The organism is Deltaproteobacteria bacterium, assembly GCA_013151235.1.
In the GTDB taxonomy this organism is placed as follows: Bacteria; CG2-30-53-67; CG2-30-53-67; order CG2-30-53-67; family CG2-30-53-67; genus JAADIO01.
This window is the reverse complement of record JAADIO010000008.1, coordinates 3,627-25,525: the sequence shown is the minus strand read 5'-3', so window position 1 is coordinate 25,525 and position 21,899 is coordinate 3,627. Positions and strand designations below refer to the sequence as shown.

Annotated in this window: 12 protein-coding genes and 1 pseudogene; 11 read left to right on the top strand and 2 right to left on the bottom strand. The window is 53.9% G+C overall.

Going from position 1 to position 21,899, the window contains the following annotated elements; all coding sequences use genetic code 11:
- Positions 1–130 precede the first annotated feature (130 nt).
- From GXP58_01910 to GXP58_01890, 5 genes are all read left to right on the top strand, one after another.
- The gene (locus GXP58_01910; protein ID NOY52356.1) at positions 131–910 is read left to right on the top strand and encodes an electron transfer flavoprotein subunit beta/FixA family protein; all 780 of its coding nucleotides are present in this window, start codon (positions 131–133) and stop codon (positions 908–910) included.
- 72 nt (positions 911–982) lie between these two features.
- A complete protein-coding gene (locus GXP58_01905) occupies positions 983–1,168 on the top strand; it encodes a hypothetical protein (protein ID NOY52355.1) in 186 nt (61 codons plus the stop codon).
- Positions 1,169–1,474: 306 nt separating this feature from the next.
- Positions 1,475–2,455 (top strand): electron transfer flavoprotein subunit alpha/FixB family protein, encoded by a 981-nt coding sequence (locus GXP58_01900; protein ID NOY52354.1) that lies wholly within the window; start codon positions 1,475–1,477, stop codon positions 2,453–2,455.
- A gap of 4 nt (positions 2,456–2,459) precedes the next feature.
- On the top strand, positions 2,460–4,250 hold the full coding sequence (locus GXP58_01895; GenBank protein NOY52353.1) for a long-chain fatty acid--CoA ligase: 1,791 nt from the start codon (positions 2,460–2,462) through the stop codon (positions 4,248–4,250).
- A gap of 34 nt (positions 4,251–4,284) precedes the next feature.
- The gene (locus GXP58_01890) at positions 4,285–4,734 is read left to right on the top strand and encodes a YaiI/YqxD family protein (GenBank protein ID NOY52352.1); all 450 of its coding nucleotides are present in this window, start codon (positions 4,285–4,287) and stop codon (positions 4,732–4,734) included.
- Between the two features lie 106 nt (positions 4,735–4,840).
- On the opposite strand, the gene GXP58_01885 is transcribed toward GXP58_01890, so the two are convergent.
- Together GXP58_01885 and hisI are read right to left on the bottom strand one after the other, a co-directional pair.
- Positions 4,841–5,716, bottom strand: a complete 876-nt coding sequence (locus tag GXP58_01885; GenBank protein NOY52351.1) for an ATP phosphoribosyltransferase — start codon at positions 5,714–5,716, stop codon at positions 4,841–4,843.
- Entirely contained in the window at positions 5,706–6,086 is a 381-nt protein-coding gene (gene hisI, locus GXP58_01880) for a phosphoribosyl-AMP cyclohydrolase (protein ID NOY52350.1), read from the bottom strand. The genes GXP58_01885 and hisI overlap by 11 nt, the downstream gene beginning before the upstream one ends.
- A 319-nt stretch (positions 6,087–6,405) precedes the next feature.
- On the opposite strand from hisI, the gene GXP58_01875 reads away from it, so the two are divergent.
- From GXP58_01875 to GXP58_01850, 6 genes and pseudogenes are all read left to right on the top strand, one after another.
- Positions 6,406–6,588 carry a DUF2892 domain-containing protein gene (locus tag GXP58_01875; GenBank protein NOY52349.1) on the top strand — a complete coding sequence of 61 codons (183 nt, stop codon included), beginning with the start codon at positions 6,406–6,408 and terminating at the stop codon, positions 6,586–6,588.
- Between the two features lie 47 nt (positions 6,589–6,635).
- Positions 6,636–8,330 (top strand): proline--tRNA ligase, encoded by a 1,695-nt coding sequence (locus GXP58_01870; protein NOY52348.1) that lies wholly within the window; start codon positions 6,636–6,638, stop codon positions 8,328–8,330.
- Positions 8,331–8,583: 253 nt separating this feature from the next.
- Positions 8,584–9,977 (top strand): annotated as a pseudogene (mgtE, locus tag GXP58_01865) (magnesium transporter).
- 375 nt (positions 9,978–10,352) lie between these two features.
- The gene (gene dacB, locus GXP58_01860) at positions 10,353–11,807 is read left to right on the top strand and encodes a D-alanyl-D-alanine carboxypeptidase/D-alanyl-D-alanine-endopeptidase (GenBank protein ID NOY52347.1); all 1,455 of its coding nucleotides are present in this window, start codon (positions 10,353–10,355) and stop codon (positions 11,805–11,807) included.
- Between the two features lie 43 nt (positions 11,808–11,850).
- Positions 11,851–12,633 (top strand): hypothetical protein, encoded by a 783-nt coding sequence (locus tag GXP58_01855; protein NOY52346.1) that lies wholly within the window; start codon positions 11,851–11,853, stop codon positions 12,631–12,633.
- Between the two features lie 226 nt (positions 12,634–12,859).
- A partial coding sequence (locus tag GXP58_01850; GenBank protein ID NOY52345.1) for a hypothetical protein occupies positions 12,860–21,899 on the top strand: 9,040 nt, incomplete at its 3' end.

Here is a 21,899-nt window from a genome sequence, read left to right as displayed (position 1 = left end):
CGCCGAGAGGGTTGCAGTATTTACGAACAGGACCACTGATAAATTTTCTGTTTACCCGGGGCGTTGCAAATACTGATTCAGATATGGAATAAACAGAGCGGTATGTTGTTGATGGAGGATGGGGATTTCTATGAAGATCATCGTATGCGTAAAACAGGTGCCCGATACGGCGGCACGGATTACCGTCTCCTCCGACGGGAAGGGGATCGAGACGGGGGACTTGAGTTACGTCGTCAATCCTTATGATGAGTACGGCGTGGAAGAGGCCCTTCGGATCAAAGAGAAGCTGGGCGGCGAGGTCATAGTAATTTCCCTCGGGCCGGACCGGGCAACCGAAGCAATCCGGACCTGTCTCGCCATGGGGGCAGACCGGGCGGTCCATGTCAAGGATGAGCTATTCGGAGATGCCGATCCTTTCGTGACGGCCAAAGCCCTGGCGGCGGCAATTTCGGGAATCGAGTACGATCTGATCTTCTGCGGGAAGGAGGCCGTGGACGACAATGCCGGCTTCGTGGGGCCGGCCCTTGCAGAGTTTTTAGGAATTCCCCAAGCCACGATGACCACAAAGCTCACCCCCGCCGATGACGGCAAGACGATCACCGTGGAGCGGGAAGTGGAAGGGGGAAAAGAGGCGCTGGAGATTCCTTTGCCGGCACTCGTGACCGCGCAGAAAGGGTTGAACGAACCCCGCTATGCGTCTCTGCCTGGGATCATGAAGGCGAAGAAGAAAGAAATCAAAGTTGTTGACGCGGCGGCATTGGGGTTCGATGATGTGCCGGCGGCCAGGGTGAAGGCCCAATCCTGGTCACCGCCGCCTGAGCGGAAGGGTGGAACCAAGATCCCCGGAGATCCGGCCGAGGCGGTGAAGGAACTGGTGAGACTGCTGAGAGAGGAGGCCGGGGCACTGTAAAAACCGGGAATCAGGAAATAGAAATTTTGGGGAAGGGGACCGGGGATCCGGAATCGGGAAGGAGCTTAAAACATGGAGGGTGAAGGTTTGCATGATCAAGAACAGGGAGAAGAGAAAAACAAAGATACTTTCTGGGGGCGTTACGGGTCGTACATCCTTCTGGGTGTGCTGGTTGTTTATGTGATCCTCTTGGGGATCGGGACCTTCGCGGAGTTGACCCATAACGAACAAATACTGCACTGGTGGATCTTTCGCTGAGGAACATGAATGGCTGGAAGAAAACAGAAGCGAAGTCAAAACCGAAAAGCATACAACCACGGGGAACACGGGGAGTCACAGGGAAAAACCGGAAAGCTTATTAAGTATATCGATTGCTTCACCTTCTCCCCCGGGGAGAAGAAGGTTGGGATGAGGGGGCGCAGGTGTCATGCGGATAGCCGATTGCTGAAAGCTGACTGTGGAATTTGAGATCCGGGGCCCAAAGCACCGTTCGCCGGCTTGTCGAAGGGGGAAGATTGTGCGGACCTCTCCGGGATGGAAGGATCATTTACAGGAGAAGAGGGTATGAGCGGAGTCATGGTCATCGCCGAGATAAAGGATGGAAAGGTCAAGAAGAGCAGTTTTGAGGCGGTATCGGAGGGGCGGCGCCTTTGCGGCGAGAGGGGTGGTGAACTGTCCGTTCTCCTCGCCGGTGACGGGGTGGAAGGTTTGGCCGGTGATTTCGGAAAGTACGGGGCCGGCCGGGTTTTCGTGATTGAGGACCCTGTGCTTTCCACCTATTCGACGGATGGCTATGCTTCCGTTTTTGCTCCCCTCATCGTGAAAGAAAAGCCGGCGGCCATACTGATGGGAAACTCGATCCTCGCCCGGGACCTGATGCCCCGCCTTGCCGCGCGGCTTGGGTGCGGGCTTATGACAGACTGCGTGGAACTTGCCTTCGAAGGAGAAAAGCTTTCCGTCCTTCGTCCCGTTTTCGGAGGCAAGGCCCTTGTTCGTGAGACGGTAGAGGGGGACGGCCCCGCCTTTGCGACGATTCGGCCGAACGTCTTTCCCGCCGACCCCGCCGATCCGCCGGAGAAGGTGGAGCCGGAGAAGGTCCCCTGTGATTGTGCTGAGATCCGTACCCGTTTGATTGAGAGGGTTGAGGAGGGGGACGGACGGATCGACCTGACCGAGGCGGAGGTGATTGTCTCGGGGGGACGGGGGATGAAGAATGCCGGGAATTTCAAGATGTTGGAGGAGCTGGCCTCCTTGCTGCACGGGGCTGTCGGCGCATCCCGGGTGGCCGTCGATTCCGGGTGGCGGCCCCACTCCGACCAGGTGGGGCAGACGGGAAAGGTCGTAAGCCCGAAGCTCTATATCGCCTGCGGGATCTCGGGGGCGGTACAGCATCTGGCGGGGATGGGGACGGCCCGGACGATCGTGGCGATCAATTCCGACCCGGAGGCTCCGATCTTCGAGAAGGCCGATTATGGGATTGTGGGGGACCTGTTCACGGTTCTTCCTCTTCTGACGGAGGAGCTGAAAAAGGTGCTTCCCGACTGATATCATGAGCAAGACACTCCATTCCTATTTTATCGAGTGCGCCCGTCACTACGGTCCGCGGACCGCCCTGATGTACAAAGCGGATGGGGCCTACCGGGAGATCACTTTCCGGCAGTTCGAGGAGCAGGTCCGCAATTTCGCCCTTGCCCTCTGGGACCTCGGGGTGCGGCGAGGCGACCGGGTGGCGATCCTCTCCGAGAACCGTCCGGAATGGGCGGTCTCCGATCTTGCCATCCTTTCCGAAGGAGCGATCACCATTCCCGTTTATCAGACGAACTCCCCGAAAGAGGTCGGTTATATTCTGAACGATGCCGAGGCAAAGGTTGTGATCGTCTCGACGAAGGAACAGCTCGAAAAGATCGACTCCATCCGGTCCGATCTTCCGTCGCTTGAGCGGATCATTATGATGGACCCCGTTGACGAGAAGGATGTTGATTTCTTCGATGCCCTTCTGAAGTCGGGACGGGAGCGTTCCGGGGCGGAGCCCGGTCTTTTCGGAGAACATCTACGGCGGACCGTATCGTCCGATGTCGCGACCATTATCTACACGTCGGGCACGACCGGGGAACCGAAGGGGGTGATGCTGACCCATGAAAACATCCTCTTCAATGTGCAGGCATCCGAATCGGTCGTCCCGGTCACCGAAGAGGACCGGTGTCTTTCCTTCCTTCCCCTGAGCCATGTCTTTGAACGGACGGTGGGGCAGTTCTTCATGATCTTTCACGGGATCGCCATCGCCTATGCCGAGTCGATCGATACCGTTGCCGAGAACATGATGGAGGTCAGGCCTACCATCGTTGTTTCCGTCCCCCGCCTCTATGAAAAGATGTATGCAAGGGTTATGGAAAAAGTGAACGCGGCGCCCTCCCCGCGGCGGAAGATATTTTCCTGGGGTATTGAGACCGGCCGCAAGCTCACGCCTTACCGTCTGCAGGGGAAGAAAGGACCCCTTGGATTACGACTTCAGTACGGCCTGGCGGACCGGCTTGTCTTTCACAAGATCAGGGAACGGATCGGGGGCAAGCTGCGGTACTTTATCTGTGGCGGTGCGCCCCTCTCCCGGGAGATCGCCGAGTTCTTCTATGCGGCGGGGGTCACCATTCTCGAAGGCTACGGCCTGACGGAGACCTCGCCTGTGATTACGGCGAACCGGCATGACATGATCCGTTTCGGCACGATCGGTCCCGCGCTGCCCGGGGTTGAGGTTGCAATCATGGACGACGGCGAGATCCTGACCCGGAGTCCCTCCGTCATGAAGGGGTACTTCAAGAACGAAACGGCGACGAAGGAGGTTATTGATCCGGACGGGTGGTTCCACACAGGAGATGTAGGACAAATAGACGAGGATGGATTCGTGCGAATCACCGACCGGAAGAAGGATATGATCGTGACTTCCGGCGGCAAGAATGTCGCACCCCAATATCTCGAAAATCTCCTTACCTCCGACAAATATATCAGCCAGGTGATGGTCTATGGCGACAAACGGAAGTACCTTACCGCTCTGGTGATCCCCGATTTCGGTGCCCTGTCGGAGGTTCTGAAAGGGGAAGGGCTTACCTTTGCCGATGACGCAGAGCTTTCGGTAGCTCCCCGTGCCCGAAGCTTTCTCTTCTCCCGGATCCGGGAAAAGTTGCGTGACCTGGCCCGTTTTGAGCAGATCAAGAAGATCGCCCTCCTCGATCATGAACTGACCCGGGAGGCCGGAGAGTTGACCCCAACTTTGAAGATCCGCCGCAAAGAAGTCACCCGGAAATATTTCGATCTTTTGGATGCCCTGTACGAAAAAGAATTTTGACCTCCCTCATCCGGGGAATGGTGAGGAGCTTCGTTTGCTGCACATCTTTGTAGATGCTGATGCGTGTCCGGTCAAACAGGAGGTGTATCGCATTGCGGGCCGATATCGTCTTGATGTCACTTTGGTGACCAACTCCTGGATGCGGGTACCGAATGAACAATGGATTGCACTTGAAGTTGTAGAGGACGGTTTCGACGCTGCCGATGATTGGATTGTCGATCATGTGCAACTGCACGACATCGTGGTCACCGCGGATATTCCGCTTGCGAGCCGCTGCCTGAAAAAGGGTGCACATGTCATGGGTCCAACCGGCAGGCCGTTCACGGATGACAATATCGGAGATGCCGTCGCGACCCGGGACCTTTGGTCGGTACTGCGCGGCGCAGGAGAGATAACGGGCGGGCCGCCGCCGCTGAATCAACGCGACCGATCGCGCTTTCTTCAACAACTCGACGAAGTGATTCAATCCATCCGTCGTCAGTAATCATTCGCGAGCAAAGGGATCAAATCTGCTTTTGACTTTTCCTACAGGCCTTTCCACTCTACCTGCTTCTACGCAAGATGTCTTTGCTGGTTGTTGACAGCAGCGTTCAGATCAGTTTGTTCAGTGCATACTCAATAATTCCTTGCGCACCCGCCTTCATCAGCCTCGGGACCAGTTCCCGTACCTCCGCTTCGGAGATGACCGTTTCCACGGAGACCCAGTCACTCTGGTAAAGGGAGGAGACGGTCGGTGCTGTGATGCTTGGCAGGGTATCGACGACATGATTGATCTTGTCCTCGGGAACGTTCATTTTTAATCCCACCATTCTGTCGGCCCGCAGTGCCCCCTGCAGCAAGGTCGCAATCTGGCTGATCTTGTTCCGTTTCCACGGGTCGTTCCAGGCGTCCCTGTTGGCCACGAGCTGGGTGTTGGTCTCCATCATTTCGTGAATGATTCGGAGGCTGTGGGCCCGGATTGTACTCTCTGTTTCGGTAATCTCCACAATGGCATCGACCAGTCCTTCTACAACTTTGGCCTCCGTCGCTCCCCAGGAAAACTCGATATCGACATGGATTCCCCGTTCCTTGAAGTATGCTTCGGTATATCGGACCAGTTCCGTGGAGACCTTTTTCCCCTCCAGGTCTTCGATCTTTTGGAGGAGGGAATCCCCGGCAACGGCAACAACCCATCGGGCCGGTTTCTGACTGGCCTTGGAGTAAATCAGGTCGCAGACAACTTCCACGTCGGCATTGTTTTCCAGGAGCCAGTCTTTCCCTGTCAGTCCCACATCAAGGGTGCCGTCCTGCACGTAGCGGGGCATTTCCTGGGCCCGGACCAGTGCGCAGGAAATTTCCGGGTCGTCAATGGAAGGAAAATAATTCCGGGAATGGGGCCGGATTTTCCAGCCGGACTTATCGAAGAGAGCGATGGTTGCTTTTTCCAGGCTTCCCTTGGGGATTCCTAATTTTAATCTATTTTTCACCGTAAACCTCCTGGGGGTCAAAGACCCGTTCACCGACAGGTGTCAGTTTGTTTTGGTCGACTCTCTGATAAAAACAGCTTCGGTATCCGGTGTGGCAGGCGGCACCGCCGACTTGTTCCACACGAAGAAGAATGGTGTCCCGATCGCAGTCTACAAAGATTTCTTTGACTTTCTGGACATGGCCGGAGGTCTCTCCCTTGGTCCAGAGTTTTTTTCTCGACCGGCTGTAGTAACAGGCGCTGCCTGTTTCGAGAGTCTTCTGAAAAGAGGCCTCGTTCATATAGGCCAGCATCAGGACCTCACCGCTTTCAACATCCTGTGCAATTGCAGGGATGAGACCGTTCCCTTTTGCAAAATCGACGAGTTTCATAATTGTTACCTTTCGAAGGTTGATTTTTCCGACATCTTTCCCAATTTTTGGATCGAAGTCAAGGCAAAAAAACTTTTGTATAAGTCTCCCTTTCAAACGATGCTGTCTGCTCCGTATGTCTTGTCCGATGGAAAACGAGGGAATCAATCCGGGCCGTTCCGTTTGCGGCAGAAAATTTTGTCCCGATTTCCCTTGGTTGCAACATGCATTGAAAAAGTGTATATTGACGTCCGTGTTCCCGTCGGGTCTGCAGGGTTCAGACTGTGAGGGGCGGCCGGAAAAGTGTAACCATGCACAGGGATTGAGGAAGGAGAGAAAAATGAAACAGAACGTAGGAGGCGTGGATCGTATTTTTCGTGTGATCGTTGGACTGGTGATCATTGCAGCCGGGATTTATTTTAAAAATTGGTGGGGTGCCGTCGGGATTGTTCCTCTCTTTACCGCGGTGATCGGCTGGTGTCCCGTGTATCTGCCGTTCGGGATCTCGACCTGTAAAAAATAGCTTCCCGGATATTTTTCTTTTTGATCCGTCACCAAAGGATGGTTTGCATGCGCTATTCCAGACTGCTCATTCCCACTTTGAAGGAGGATCCTGCCGAAGCCGAAGTCGTCAGCCACAGGTTGATGATGCGGGCCGGGATGATCCGCAAACTCGCTGCGGGGATCTATACCTATCTTCCCCTCGGATACCGGGTGGTCCGGAAGGTTGAGCGGATCATCCGGGAGGAGATGGACCGGGCCGGCGCCCAGGAGGTTCTGATGCCGGCGGTCCAGCCGGCCTCTCTCTGGAAAGAAAGCGGGAGGTGGGACCACTACGGGAAGGAACTGCTTCGCGTCCGCGACCGGAAAGATACGGAATTCTGTATCGGCCCGACCCATGAAGAGGTGATCACCGATCTCGTCCGGATGAATGTACGGTCCTACCGCGAACTCCCCCTCAATCTCTACCAGATCCAGACGAAGTTCCGCGACGAGATCCGTCCCCGGTTCGGCCTCATGCGGGGACGGGAATTCATTATGAAAGACGCCTACAGCTTCGACCGGGACGAGGCGGGCGCCGACGAGAGTTACCGGAAGATGTACGACGCCTACTGCCGGATTTTCGAGCGGTGCGGCCTTGCGTTCCGGGCCGTTGAGGCCGACACGGGAACGATCGGCGGCAATTTCTCACATGAGTTTATGGTCATGGCCGAGACCGGAGAGGATGCCGTGGCCTGCTGTGATTCGTGCGGTTATGCCGCCAACACGGAGAGGGCTGAGATCCGGAAGGGAACAGCAGAGTCTTCCGGAGATGCGGACGCGGTTGAAGAGGTCGAAACCCCGGGAAAAAAGAGCGTTGAGGAAGTCGCTGCCTTTCTGAAGATAGAACCGGAGCGATTGATCAAGACCCTCATCGTCATGGACGAGGAGGGGCATGCCGCTGTCGGGTTGGTCCGTGGAGATCACGAACTCAATGAGATCAAGCTGAAGAACCGTCTCGGTTGGGAAACAATTACTCTGGCCGATGAAGAAACCGTACAACGCGTGACCGGCGGTCCCTCCGGTTTCTCCGGTCCCGTGGGACTTACCGGTGTCCCGGTGATTGCCGATCACGGGATCCTTTTCGTTGCGGACGGGGTGACGGGTGCGAACCGAGCTGATCTTCACCTCCGGCATGTACGGGTGAACCGTGATTTTGCGCCCGACGCCTTCGAGGATATCCGGATCGCCCGGGAAGGGGATGGATGCCCCCGTTGCGACGGGACGCTCCGGATCACCCGGGGGATCGAGGTGGGCCACATTTTCAAGCTCGGGACGAAATACAGCGAGGCGATGGGGGCGACCTTCCTCAATGAGGACGGCAAGAGCCGCCCCATGATCATGGGATGCTACGGGATCGGGGTGGGAAGGACGGCCGCGGCCGCCATCGAGCAGAACCACGATGACGACGGGATCATCTGGCCCATACCGATCGCTCCCTTCACGGCATTGATTCTTCCCCTCAACATGAAATCGAAGGAGGTGACCGAACTGGCGGAAAAATTCTACGACGAACTGACGGAGAAGGGGGTCGATGTCCTCCTTGACGACAGGAACGAACGCCCCGGTTTCAAGTTCAAGGATGCCGACCTGATCGGCATCCCCCGCCGGATCGTGATCGGTGACCGGGGACTCAGGGAGGGGGTCGTGGAGATCAAGGAGCGTAAAAGCGGGGATGTGACCAAGGTCCCCGTGGAGGAAGCGGTTGCGAAGATCCTTTCATGAAAGGGAGGATGAGCGATGTTGTTCCTGATTGTTAGAAAGAGGAAAGGAGGAATCCATGAGCAAATCGGATGACAGTCACAGTTGTCGGCAACACAGTCACTCTGTACTGATACAAGACGAACCCGATGACCCTGGACCGCGATGCCCGCGCCTTGCGACCGGCGACCTGACCGGACGGCACTTTCTCACTTGATCGTCCCTCCTTCACCTCCGGCCGTGTGCGCTCTCTTTGCGGCTGAAATGGAGGTGAACCATGAACACCAGGAATCCACTGCTTCTCCCTGAGCTTCGTAAAATACTTGCGGCCGGGGACACAAAATCCCTTCGAAACTTCTGTAATACGGGTCACCCTGCAACAGTTGCAGATTTTATATCCGCACTCACGCCCGCAGAAATCTGGAAGGTGCTTCGTCATGCCGACCCATCCCTTCGTGCCGATATCTTCAGTCATCTGGACGAGGATCTCCAGGTGGAAACGGTCAAGTCCCTGCCGCGCAGTGAGATTGCTCTACTCCTGACCGGGATGCACCCGGACGACCGGGTGGACCTGTTTCATCAGCTGCCGGAGGAGCTCCGGGAATCCGTACTCCCGGCCCTGGCGCAGGCGGAGCGGGAAGACATCCGCCGCCTTTCCGCTTACAGGGAAGGTACGGCCGGTGCGGTCATGACCTCCGACTACGTTACCCTCTCTCCCGGATTAACCGCATTGCAGGCCATCGAACATCTCCGGCAGGTTGCCCCGGACCGGGAGACGATCTATTACGCCTATGTTGTGAATCCGCGGCGCGAACTGCTCGGATTCGTTTCCCTGAAGGACCTTGTTGTGGCCCACCGGCAGGCCATTGTTCAGGAGATCATGCACAGAGAAGTCATCTTCGCCCGCGTGGAAGACGACCAGGAGGAGGCAGCCAGGTTAATCCAGAAATATGACCTGATCGCCCTGCCGGTGATCAACAGCGAGGATGCCTTACTGGGGATCATAACGCACGACGATGCCATCGACATCATCACCCAGGAACATACCGAGGACATGGAAAAATTCATGGCTATTACCGGAAGCCATGAGGTAGGTGTATACCTGAAGACGTCATCCTGGAATCATTTTAGGAACCGGGCTTACTGGATCGTCGGTCTTGCCGCGCTGGAACTTGTGTCGGGTATGATCATCCGAAGCTTCGAGGCTACCCTGAAGCAGATGTTGATACTTGCGTTGTACATGCCCATGGTGGCAGACACAGGCGGGAATACGGGCAGCCAGTCGTCCACGGTGGTTGTGCGCGCCCTGGCGCTCCGCGAAATCTCATTACGGGATATTTTCAAAGTGCTCTGGAAGGAACTCAAGATTGCAGTCATGCTTGCATTGGTTCTGGGCATCCTTTCATGGGGCAAAGTCATGTTCCTGTCCCACGGGACAGGTCTGCCCGCGGGCTATACCCTTGCAAAGGTCGGGGCGGCCATCGCGATCGCACTCAGCCTGCAGGTGGTGACTGCGACCCTGATCGGAGCAGTCCTCCCCCTCGCTGCCACATCCATGAAACTGGACCCGGCCGTGGTTGCGAGCCCGCGAGCCCGGCCCTGACGACCATCGTGGACATCACCGGACTGTTGATTTATTTTTTTACAGCGAAGTTGATGCTTGGTATATGAAGGTTTGATTGGTTGTGTGGGACCTGATTGCCTACGACGATTCCACCTTAAGGTTAATTTGAAAGTTATACACATTGTGGTAAAGTTTTACATAATAATGGTAATTTTTTTCCTTATAGTGGAAAAATATTTCATATTATGATTCTTTGGGTACCTACTTGGATTTGCTGAATAATGAAATAATAGCATTAATCTTTAGTATGTTAAGATGTTTCATTCCGAGTTGTGTCAAGTTTGGCAACAAATTTGCATAACATTTTCTCATTACAATTTAAATTTACTTATGTTTTATGAAAGGAAAACGCGTCAATATTGCTTTCTAAAATTTACAGGATGTAGATTTGTATTCTTTGAAAACAGGAGCAAAGAGGGGCATTGAATACATTGAAAGAAATAGTTATCTCTTGTGTCATATTGCACCTTTCCATAATCAACATTCAAGCGTTTGAGATTCAAACCAGGTGTTTGCTCAGCAAAATAGAAAGTAATGATGGACAGGTTGGCTTCTGTGTTTACGATGCTTCTCACCGCCGATTCATTATAGACTATCACTCCAACGATCCATTTCCTCCTGCTTCTCTTGAAAAACTTGTTATCACCATCCTTTTACTGGGAAAACTCGGGTCCGATTTCCGTTTTCAGACCCGAATACTCTCGGAAGGCAGGGTTCGGGAAGGTGAGCTTTCAGGAGACCTGATACTCGTTGGATCAGGCGACCCTACCTTAGGCACGGCTTCACTTGAAAAATTAGCCCGGCGAATACGTGATTCCGGCATTGTCCATGTGAAGGGGGACCTTATCTTTGATGATTCCTTTTTTCGCCCCGCAATGGCAAAAGGATGGCCCGAGAATCGTCATGCGGACCCCTACTTGGCGCCAAGCAGTGCATTGTCATTGAATTATAATACGGTCCAGGTCAGTCTCCAGGGAGATGAAATTGCCGGCACAAATGTCACCTTCGATCCTCCACGTTCAATCAGCAAAGTGATCGACACAGCATCCGGAGAGCGCCTCCCTTCCTTTCTGTGGACGTCGAACGGCTGGTTGGCGGTTTCCGGAGGGAACAGGAATCATCAATCCTATCGGCGCCGCATCTCAGTCGCCACCCCTTCCTTTTACACGGCAACGGTCCTGAAGCAGCAACTCGAAAAAGTCGGCATCACAATCAAAGGATCCATTCGCCGGGGACATGCTGACAGGGGCACACCGATTGCGGAGATCACATCCGTTCCCCTCCCTGAAATCCTGGCCAAAATGAACAAATACAGTAATAATTTTATCGCGGAACAATTGCGTCACACCCTTGAAAAAAAGTGTAATGCCCCGATACAAGATCTGACGATATCGTTTCTCAAGGCTCATCACATCCAGGCGGATGCGTTGAATCTCAAAGACGGTGCGGGCCTGAGCCGCTTCAATTCCGTGACGCCGGAGATATTGGCGCACATCTTCATTGCAGCGATTCAGGATGAATCCTACGGCCCATCCTTTATTCGGACGCTTTCCACGTTGGCTGAAAGTCCGATCTATCATGCATGGGGGATCAACGTGCCCGCAAAGCCGGAAATCAGGATCAAAAGCGGGCATCTACCGGACAGTTACAACATGGCAGGTCTTGTGGGGGCTCCCGAAAAAGGTCTGCTCTTTGTTTTCATGATGGAAAAACAAGCAGTGCAACAAGGGACCATCAAGAACGTCACGGAGGATGTTCTGAATCAATTGATCGCCCTACAAAAAAATGTGAAAGAACCAGAGGAGATTGTCCATGACAAAGCGGATCCTGTCCGTAAGTTTGCTGTTCATAATGCTGTTTGCAACACAAGCTTGTAACCGGACGGAGCAGAAACAAGCCTCCGGTCAGACTCAGCCGGGATTGAAACATCCCGTTGAAGAAACCGTTCTGGTCGAAGTCAATGGAACTCCTGTAACAGAGGGAGATGTTGAGAAAAGACTTGAATCGCCTAGACACCGGAATGAGGTACATGCCCCGAGTAAAGCGGAAAAACAACGGGTCCTTCAGGAGCTGATTGATGAAACACTCCTCCTGCAGGAGGCCGAACGTCGAAAGATGGATAAAGACGCAACCATTAAGGATCGTGTGAAGCGCTACGAGAAGAAACTGATTATCGAGAAACTTCAGAACAGCTTGAGAGATTCCGCGAGCCGGGTCGGCGAGGAGGAGATTGCGGCCTACTATAAGACCCATCGGGATCAATTTAATATCCCCCCCATGCTGAAACTCCGGCAGATTGTGGTATCCGATCCGGTCACGGCGAAGAACCTCTACAACAAATTGAACAAAGATGATGGCAGCTTTGTGGAAATGGCACGAAGGTATTCCGTCGATGCAGCGACAAAGGCACGGGGCGGCCTGATCGGTCTTTATCGGAAGGGAACCGGAGAAAAGAGCTTCGAGGACGCCGTGTACGGCATCAAGAAACCGATGCAGTTTGCGCCCGTGTTTCAAACGCAGCAAGGTTATCACATCGTCCAGCTTCTCGAACGAAGAGAAGGAATTTCACGTTCCCTGGAACAGTTCAAACCGATCATCCAGCGAAGAATCACTGTAGAAAAAGAGAAGAAACTTTTAAAGGAATTACTTACAAAATTGAAAGAAAAGGCAAAAATCCGGATTATAAATAAACCGGATGTCTGACAACGCAACGGTCGGAACCCTGAAAAGTCATATTTTCTCTCCCATGCGGGAGAGGAGGGAGAGCACATCGATCCGCTCAAGGGGATCACCATTTTCCCCTCCCCTGGTGGGAGGGGATAAAGGGGAGGGGGTTGTAACAGACTGAATTTGCAGCATTGCTCAACCTCAACCCTGCCCTTGCTCATCCCCGTAAGTTCAGCGGGATCTACGACAAGGAAGAGAGCCCTTGGAATCATTGGAGACCATCAAAACAACCAAACCCATGAGGGACCTTATGAGGCACACCGCTGTCAAGAACATTAAGATGAAGTGCATGCTCTTTGTTTTCCTGGCGTTATGGTTGGTCACATTCCAGGAAGCAAGCGCCACTTACATCACCACGGATATCAGCAGTGCCGCCAATGCACAACTGATCAGCGATTATCTGTCGAAACCACCCAGTCCTCTCGGAGGTGTCCCCTTTGATATTCCCACCACCGGGAACGATGTATTTAGCTTTTCCGATATTTGGATCACAACAAACGGAAATAGCCTGACATTAAGTACGAATGCACCGGATGCAACAACGGCTTATTTGCTTGTCAACTCCAATTGGGGTGTCTCTAATTTTGCCGCCGGGAGTGTCACATTTACAACCCAGGGGGGGCAGTCTTACACAATTAACCTTGTCGGTGGAGTAAATATCCGGGACTGGAATAACGGTACCTTCGTGAACACTGTTTCCGACCCGAATAGTACCCCCGTCTTTGAAGTAACTTCCGGTAAGTATAATCTGCCAGGCCGGATCGATATGCTGAAAGTCGCACTGCCCGCTTCTTTTATCGGGGATACGGTCACTTCCATTACGGTCACGGATAACGGTTCGGACAATTATTCCCATATCCGGTTGGCCGGCGTGACGATGGAGACTGAACCAAAAGCTTATAGCTCATATTCAACAGTGGATTTGAGAGGTCTTTTTAATGAACAACTTTCTAATTACTATCTATCTTCACCTGTGAGTCCATTGGGAGGTATTCCTTTTGATATTCCAGCCAGCGGGAGTGATTTTTTTTGTTTTTCGGATTCATGGATTAATACGAATGGAAATACAATCTCAATAACTACCTCTGCAAACAATGTTCAGAAAGTCTATCTTCTTTTGAATACATTTTGGGGACGTACACCATTCAGGGCAGGGAGTATTACTTTTCGAACGCTACGTGGTCAGTTGTATACGGTTGATTTGATTACCGGGTTTAATATTCGGGACTGGAACCAGGCTGGGAATGCCAATGCTGTGACCGATTCCAACAGCGTTCCTGTATTTGTAACCCAACATGACGTGAATGGTGTAGAAGGCCGGCTTGATATGCTGGGTGTGGATTTACCCCATTCTTTTTGGAATGATTCAATAACTTCTATCGAAATCGTTGATCATGGATCCGATTCTGTCTCTCACTTAATGTTAGCAGGCATTACTTTTGAAAAACATATTCCGGATATTAACTTTCTGGATTTTTCTGACACTACAGATTTATCTTTGGCCGGAAGTGCTACCCAATATAATAACAAAATACGACTCACAAATACAGGTTATCAAGCAGGTGCGTTTTGGTATCAAAACAAGCAACTGGTTCAGAAGGGGTTTGATACCACTTTTGATTTTCAAATTACTCCCACGAATAGTGGTGCCGATGGATTTGCATTTGTGATTCAAAATGATAGTGCAGCAGCATTAGGTGGAAATGGTGGGGGACTGGGGTATAAGAATATCCCGGCTAGTCTTGCCGTTGAGTTTGATACTTTTCTGAACAGCAGTTGGGATTCTGATGATAACCATATTTGCGTACAATCAATGGGGGTAGCACCCAACAGCCAGGATCAGTCTGCCGCTTTGGGATGTGCATCCAACATTCCGAACTTGTCTGACGGGAATATCCATTCTGTGAAAATATCATACAACCGTGGAAACATAGATATCTATATCGATGATCTTTCCACACCGGTGCTGTCTGTGAGTCTCGACTTGGAAACCCTGCTGAATTTGCAAAGCGATTTAGCATGGGTTGGCTTTACCGGTGGCACAGGAGGTCAATGGGAAAATCATGATATATTGAATTGGACCTTTCAAGTTGATTCCAGCGATTTGCTTGCTGATTCAGTCAGAGAATTTTCCGGCGTCCAGGGTCAGGATAATTTGGAGTATGGCTATTATAATAAGACAGGTGATAGTGATGGTATATTCCAACAGGGAGATTTTACTCTTTTTCCAGATGATGACGGACCCGGCGTAAACTCAACGGACTTCTGGAATAATCTGGAAGAATTCTGGGGCTGGTACGTCAAGCCACCGTATGTGGAATTATATTCTGAGGTATTTCATCCCAATAGTGTTCAATCAGGTAATGAACTTTGGGCAATGAAACGTTGGATAAGTGACTATGAAGGGGATGTGACTATTTATGGAGTGTTGGCAAAGAATCCTCTCGCGACAGCCGGTGGAGATGGGACGGTAGGTTATATTTTTGTAAACGGTGTGGAGAAATTTTCCTTCCCTGTAGCTTATAATGATTCAACGGGCATTAATTATTTGATTAAATTTCCGGTCACTGTTGGTGCAACAGTTGATTTTGCTATTGCTCCAAATGCAACGGAAAATTATGATTCAACCAATTTTACAGCAAAAATATTTTCTAATACTGCAATTACCGATTCTGTATCAGGATTTTCCGGCGTCCAGGGCCAAGATAATTGGGAATATGGTTATTATAATAAGACTGTGGATAGTGATGGTATATATCAACCCGGCGATTTTACCCTTTTCCCAGACGATGATGGTCCTGGGACAAGTCCAAATGATTATTGGAATGGAATAGTGTGGAATTGGTATAACGGTAACCCGCCTTGGACTAGTCTATTTGCAGGTGGGGGGCATCCGAACGGCATAAATAATGGACAGGAGCATTGGGCAATCCGACGATGGTTGAGTAATGTTAATGGTAATATCAATATTTTCGGCCATATTGCCAAAAGAGCTGATGCAATTGTTGGTGGAGATGGAATCATCGGTTCTATCATAGTTAATGGATCTGTCGTTTGGACTCAATCGGTTTCCTACAACGATTCTGTGGGGTTCAACTACGCAATAACGGTTCCCGTAAATTTGGGTGATCCAGTGGATTTTGTGATTGCTCCCAAAGCAGATGATTCTTATGATGCGACCAATTTTACTGCAACAATATCTGCTTCAACTACCTTATCAACATATAATATTACAATTACGGATGACAAGGCCTCGAATGTCTTAACCGTAGCGGCGACCTTCAACGAAGACATGGATACCGGTGTCTCGCCGGTCGTCACCTTCGGTACGGCTGCTCCTTACGACATCTATGTCTTAAGCGGCGTGTGGCTCGATGCCCGGACCTGGGAGGGGACCTATTCGGGGACGGTTGCCGACGACACATATACACTCTCTTTTTCTCAGGCTACGGATTGGGCTGGAAACGTCATGGCTCCCGATACGTCGCACACCTTTATCGTGGACCGTGTCACCACCCTGCTGAATGATTCCCTGGAAGGATCCTCCCTGGGCGTGATTACCGGCGGTCTCTTCGACTACGGTTATCAGGGCCAGGGACTATCGCTCACCGGGACGGACCGGGTCGATTATGATCCGGCGGTAATCCATGCCGCAGCGGGGACCCTGGAATTCCATTTCCTCTGGTACGAAACGGACGGCCGCATCCTGAGCATCATCGACGGCGCCGGAACCCCCGTGACGCTCGATATCCAATCCGGAACCCTCATGCTCGACATCAATGGAACGCAGATCCTTTCATCGACGGTCCTGGTGCCGGGAGCCTGGTACCAGGTTGCCGTAACCTACGGCGCCGGAGGTTCATTCCTCTATGTAAACGGTGTTTCGGAAGCCGATAGTATAACGCCGGTGGATCTCACCGGAGCCACGGGCCTGGTCTTCGGTGCGGAAGGAATCAATGCGTCCTGCGATATGATTGTGGATAATATCCGCTCGTCGTCCCGGGAGCCGGACCTTCGCCTTGCCGTCCCCACGGACTTTCAAGCCCCCTTTATTACATTCACACAGCTTTCACCCGCCTCCCCTGTGAAGGCGGAGACCGTGACATACACCCTCGACTTCTCCGAACCGATGGATCCTTCGATTTTGCCCGCCGTTTCCGTGATCGATCCGAACGCTGTTCCATATACCATTACCGACGGCGCCTGGCTCGACACCGACACTTGGCAGGGGACCTATACCTTTACGCCGGCCATGCAAAACGGCACCTATCATCTGTCCGTTTCCGGCGCCCGTGGTCTTGATCATAACAGCATGCTCCTTGCGAACTCCTATTCTTTTGAACTCGATACGGTTCCGCCGGCCGACCCCACGGTAGATGTCCCCGTTCCCGCTCTGACCGGCACGACCATGTTGCCCCTCTCCGGGACCAAGGAGGCCTATTCCGATATCCGGATCAACGGGGCCCAGATGGTTCCGCCCAGTGTGAATACCGCCTGGTCCGTGAGTTACCGGCTGAATGAGGGAGCGCAGAGCCTGATCATCACGAGCCGGGATGCGGCGGGCAATGCAAGCGGTGCACTGACCTACAACGTCACGCTGGATACGATTCCGCCTTCCCTGACCATTAATCCGGTAACCAGTCCGACGGATGTCAATACGCAAACGATCAGTGGTACGACGGAGGCCGCTGCCGCGCTGACCGTCAATGTGGCCACATCGATTACGGTGAACCCCGATGGGGCCTGGTCCTACGACACACCTGCTATGAGTGACGGGCCGAATCAATTTACATTCACTGCGGTGGACACCGCGGGCAACTCTGTAACCAGGAGTGTCACCATCGACTATGATGGCTCTGCACCGCAACCGATCCCGCTCAATCTGTTCCAGGTAGACGAAAATGGAGACGGAAGCACCGTCCATCTTTCCTGGGCCGGTTATACCGAAACGGATGTGGCCTTCTATCAGATATATAAAGAATTGTCGAGCTTTAACACGGTGAGTGGCTTAAACACGGTTCAGACCGTCAATGCCGGGACACAGACCGCATCCGTTGGTGGACTCACCAAGGGGCAGACCTATTATTTCGCGGTGGTTCCCTTTGATGACATGGGTCACTTTGATCCGGCGGTTACCTCCAAACCGGGTACCCCGATGGATACCCAGGCCCCGGCGGAAGTGACAGCGCTCTCCGTTCTGTCCGTCACCGAAGACGGCAGCCGGGTCAATACCGTGACTCTCGGCTGGACCGGAAACACCACGGAACCGGATGTGGCCGGGCAGACCCTCTACTTCAATGACGGCACCGGTTACGATTCGGGAACGCCGGTTCCTCTGGGTGATAATACCTACACCAAACCGGGACTGTCCGATGAAACACAGTATACCTTCCGGATCACGCTGACCGACCAGGATGGGAATGAAAGCAACGGCGCCGTCATCCAGCCCGTGACCCTGCTCAGGAATCCGGCCAATCTTGCCGTAACGCCGGCAAGCGGGCAGGTGACGCTGACATGGGATGATCTGCCGAGCAGCCTGCTCGGTTATGTGGATCACTACAATGTCTACTACGACGTCAACCCGATCAGCGATGTGACCGGTCTCACCCCGGCTGCTACGGTTTCGGTTAGCGGCATGGGTGGCCAGGCCGTGATTACGGGCCTGACCAACGGTCAGCAATATGATTTCGCCGTCACCACGGTGAACATCAGCGGCGGTGAACGAAAGACCGTCATACCGGTCTCCGCCGCTCCGAGAAGTGATACGACCCCGCCGGAAATCAGTTCCATCAATATCACCGACGGACAGGTGATTGATCAGCCCTACAATATCAACGTGACGGTGGCCGATACCGAAAGCGCCGTTGCATCGGTAGCCATCGGTGTGGACGGGACCAATCTTGCGACCAGCGCCACCAATACCGCCGCCGCCTTCTACAATATCGGTCTGCCGTACCTCATTTACGCGGATGGGAACCACACCGTCGAGATCACGACTTTCGATGCCGCCGGGAACCAAGCGGTCTATAGCTACGGAATCGTCGTCAGCGGCGCCCAGCCTGATCCCCCCGTCCTGACCGGCACGGTTCCGAGCGGCACGGTCTCAACGCCCACGCTGACGTCGGTGGACGGGACCGCCGAAGAGGCGCAGATCATCACCCTTCTGGTCAACGGCGTTTTGTGGGATTCGATAGCTGTCGTGAAAAGTTCAAAACAGTTCAGCTTTCCGGATGTGATCATTTCTGAAGGGAGTAATGAGCTGAAGGCCATTGCTACGGACCGGCGAGGGGACAGCGCACCTTCGATGCCGTTCTATGTCACCCTCGATACCGGTGCGCCCGGTGCGCCTCTTTCGTTGACCGCCGGAGCTCAGGCAGGCGGCGTGATCCACTTCCAATGGTCTCCACCAACGGGCGAAGTTCCGGATCATTACGTCCTTTATCAGTCCGCTGCCGGTTTCACATCTCCTTCGGATCCGGGTGTCACGGCCGTGAGCAGCGCTATCACCGTGGCCGACACCGATTACCTGCCTGCGGATGACGACCTTTATTACTATGCGGTGACATCCGTGGACGGGACCGGAAACGAAAGCCCTATCTCTAACGTCGTCTCCCTCGCAGGCGACCGTTTGCCTCCTGCGGCAACAATCAGTGTCGATCCGGACCGGTTGATCAGCGGGAACGTGACCATCACCGTCAATGCCGCGGAAGACTTGGCGGAACTTCCCTTTGTGAGTGTGATTCCGGCGGGCAGTACACCCATTCCCATCGCCATGAAGGCCGCAGGCTCCAACACATGGACCGGGACCTTCACCGTGGACGGTCAGACCCCGCACGGCCCGGCGGCCATCACCTATTCCGGCAAGGATTACGTGGGGAACCGGAGTACCGTTGCCACCGGCGAGACCACGGTATTTGTTGATCACCAGGGTCCCAGGGCCACGATTTCACTCTCGTCGGCGGCGCCTTTCAGCGTGAAGACAAACGTGAATGTCGGAGTCACGGTTCAGTTTGATGAAATCGTTTCCGGGACCCCGCTCCTCGACCTCAACACGCCCGACGGCACTGTTTCCTCCATAGCCTTGACCCGGCAGATTGACGGGTCCTGGACCGGCGCGCAGACCTTTACTCTTTCCATGCTGGGAGGCCTGGAGAACGGCCAATGTCTCTTTATCCTCTCCGCCACGGACCTGGTCGGCAACACCGATACCGTGATCACCGAGGGGGAGACCTTCGTCATCTATAACAAGCAGCTGCCGCCATTGGATGCTCCGGTACTCACCGCAGTGGCCCTGGCCGGAGGGCAGGTGGATCTGAACTGGACGCAAGTGAACGGCGCCGTGGGGGGGTATGATATCTACCGCCGGACGGCCGCCCAGCTCCCCTCGGAAGCGGTCCTCGTTATCGGTGGTGTGAACTCGACAACATATAAGGACGTCCCTCCGTATGAAGATACCTATTACTACAGTGTGGAAGGGATCGACCTGGAGGGGGACCCCGGCCTGTCGTCGGTTGAGGTCCCGGTCACCCTCGATTCCACACCGCCTGCCGCCCCGGCCACACTCACCCTAACGGAGCAGGGAAGCGGCATCAAGGCGGCCTGGGATGCTTCGGTGGATGCCGATGTCGTAGCCTACAGGCTTTACCAGGATGCAACAGGTACGATCGTTCCGGGGGTCAGTCGGCTGATTGGTGAGACCGCGTCCCTCACGCTGATCGACAACATGCCTGCCGCCGGGCCCAATACCTACGGTGTCACGGCCGTGGATGCCGTGGGGAATGAAAGCGCTCCCACCACGGCCCAGATCGGCGTCACCCTGCCGCCGGTGTCTCAACTGACCGTGACGCACACCTCCCTGGGAGAAGTCCGCCTCGATTGGGCGGTGAGCACGGGCATGAGCTATTTCGTCTACAGAAACGGCGTCAAGGTTACTACCACGCCGCTGGCAGGGGGCCCCTATCTGGATAATTATTACACCGGCGGCTCAGTGATCTACGGAGTCTCCGTAACCGATGGAACCAATGAAAGCCCGGTCCGGGAAGTGACCCTGCCCGATGTCTCCGTCTCCCTCGCATCCGGCCAGGTCCTGCGGCGCGGGTCCCTTTCCAGGCTTAATGTCTCGATTCTGAATCATGAATCTCAGGATTGGACCTTCAATGAACTTGAAGTCACCGTGGGGACAGACGGCGTGACGAATCATATCCCGCTTTCCAGTCCCGTTCCCGCCGGTTCACAGTTGACCGTGGCGAAGGTTGTGGCGGTGCCCGATTCCGCCGCCTCACAGGAGACCGTCGATCTGGCCCTGGTGGGGCGGCCCGAACCCGGTAGTACCGTCCGACTGGAGACCGTCTCCACAGTCGGTCTGACGGATGCGGACGTTACCGTGGAGATCCTGAACGATCCGCTGCTTCGAGGTGGGCAGGCTTCCGTACAGCTCAAGGTATCAAACAACGGTGACATTCCCATTCAAATCGTCACAGCCGAACAGGACGGAGCGAAACCCTCACCTGATATTCGCGTTGATCTTGTCGATGTAGACGGAAACATCCTGGCGACCGGCGCCCTGAAACAGTCCCTCGGCGGGCCGGAATTCATCCTTAAATCCAACCATGTGATTGTGGCGGCCATACAGCCCGGGAAGAGCCTGACACTGGCCCCCATTCAATTTGTCGTTCCCTCGGCCTCCCCCAATCTTGTTAAACTGAGTGCGAACATTGCAAACATCTATTACGACTATAACGGGAGCAACCAGGTCCAGGCCCCAGGACCGGCCCGGGAGCAGGAGGTCTTCCTCTCCGACACCAGTTATTCGGTGTCCGCCCAGGTTGCGGGAAACAAAACCCTCTTCAAAACCGACCCGGTGCTGATCACCGGTCTGGCTGTAAGCAACACCACGGGTCAGCCCATGCCCTATGTGCCGGTCAAGGTCGGGGTTTCGGTCCAGGGATTCGTCCGCTACCTCACGGCCACCACCGACGCTTCCGGGAATTATCAGGTGATGTTTGTGCCGCGCCCCAACGAGGCCGGTGTCTATACGGTCTGGGGCGCCCATCCCGACATCTACGATCACTATGTCCAGGATACCTTTACGATCTCCAGTTTTGTGATTTCTCCCTCCATTGAGACCTGGCAGATGAGCAAGAACGGTTCCATCGTCGTCCCGATCAAGCTCAGCAACCCCGGAGAGACCGACCTGAACAACCTGACCTATACGGTCGTAGGTTCCGATCCGGAGATCACGG

What these genes read in the sequence shown, in the direction of transcription:
- GXP58_01905 (NOY52355.1), top strand. Translation starts at nt 983, where the DNA reads ATGGAGGGTGAAGGTTTGCATGATCAAGAACAGGGAGAAGAGAAAAAC.
- GXP58_01870 (NOY52348.1), top strand. Translation starts at nt 6,636, where the DNA reads ATGCGCTATTCCAGACTGCTCATTCCCACTTTGAAGGAGGATCCTGCC.
- hisI (NOY52350.1), bottom strand. Translation starts at nt 6,086, where the DNA reads ATGAAACTCGTCGATTTTGCAAAAGGGAACGGTCTCATCCCTGCAATT.
- GXP58_01875 (NOY52349.1), top strand. Translation starts at nt 6,406, where the DNA reads ATGAAACAGAACGTAGGAGGCGTGGATCGTATTTTTCGTGTGATCGTT.
- GXP58_01910 (NOY52356.1), top strand. Translation starts at nt 131, where the DNA reads ATGAAGATCATCGTATGCGTAAAACAGGTGCCCGATACGGCGGCACGG.
- GXP58_01900 (NOY52354.1), top strand. Translation starts at nt 1,475, where the DNA reads ATGAGCGGAGTCATGGTCATCGCCGAGATAAAGGATGGAAAGGTCAAG.
- GXP58_01895 (NOY52353.1), top strand. Translation starts at nt 2,460, where the DNA reads ATGAGCAAGACACTCCATTCCTATTTTATCGAGTGCGCCCGTCACTAC.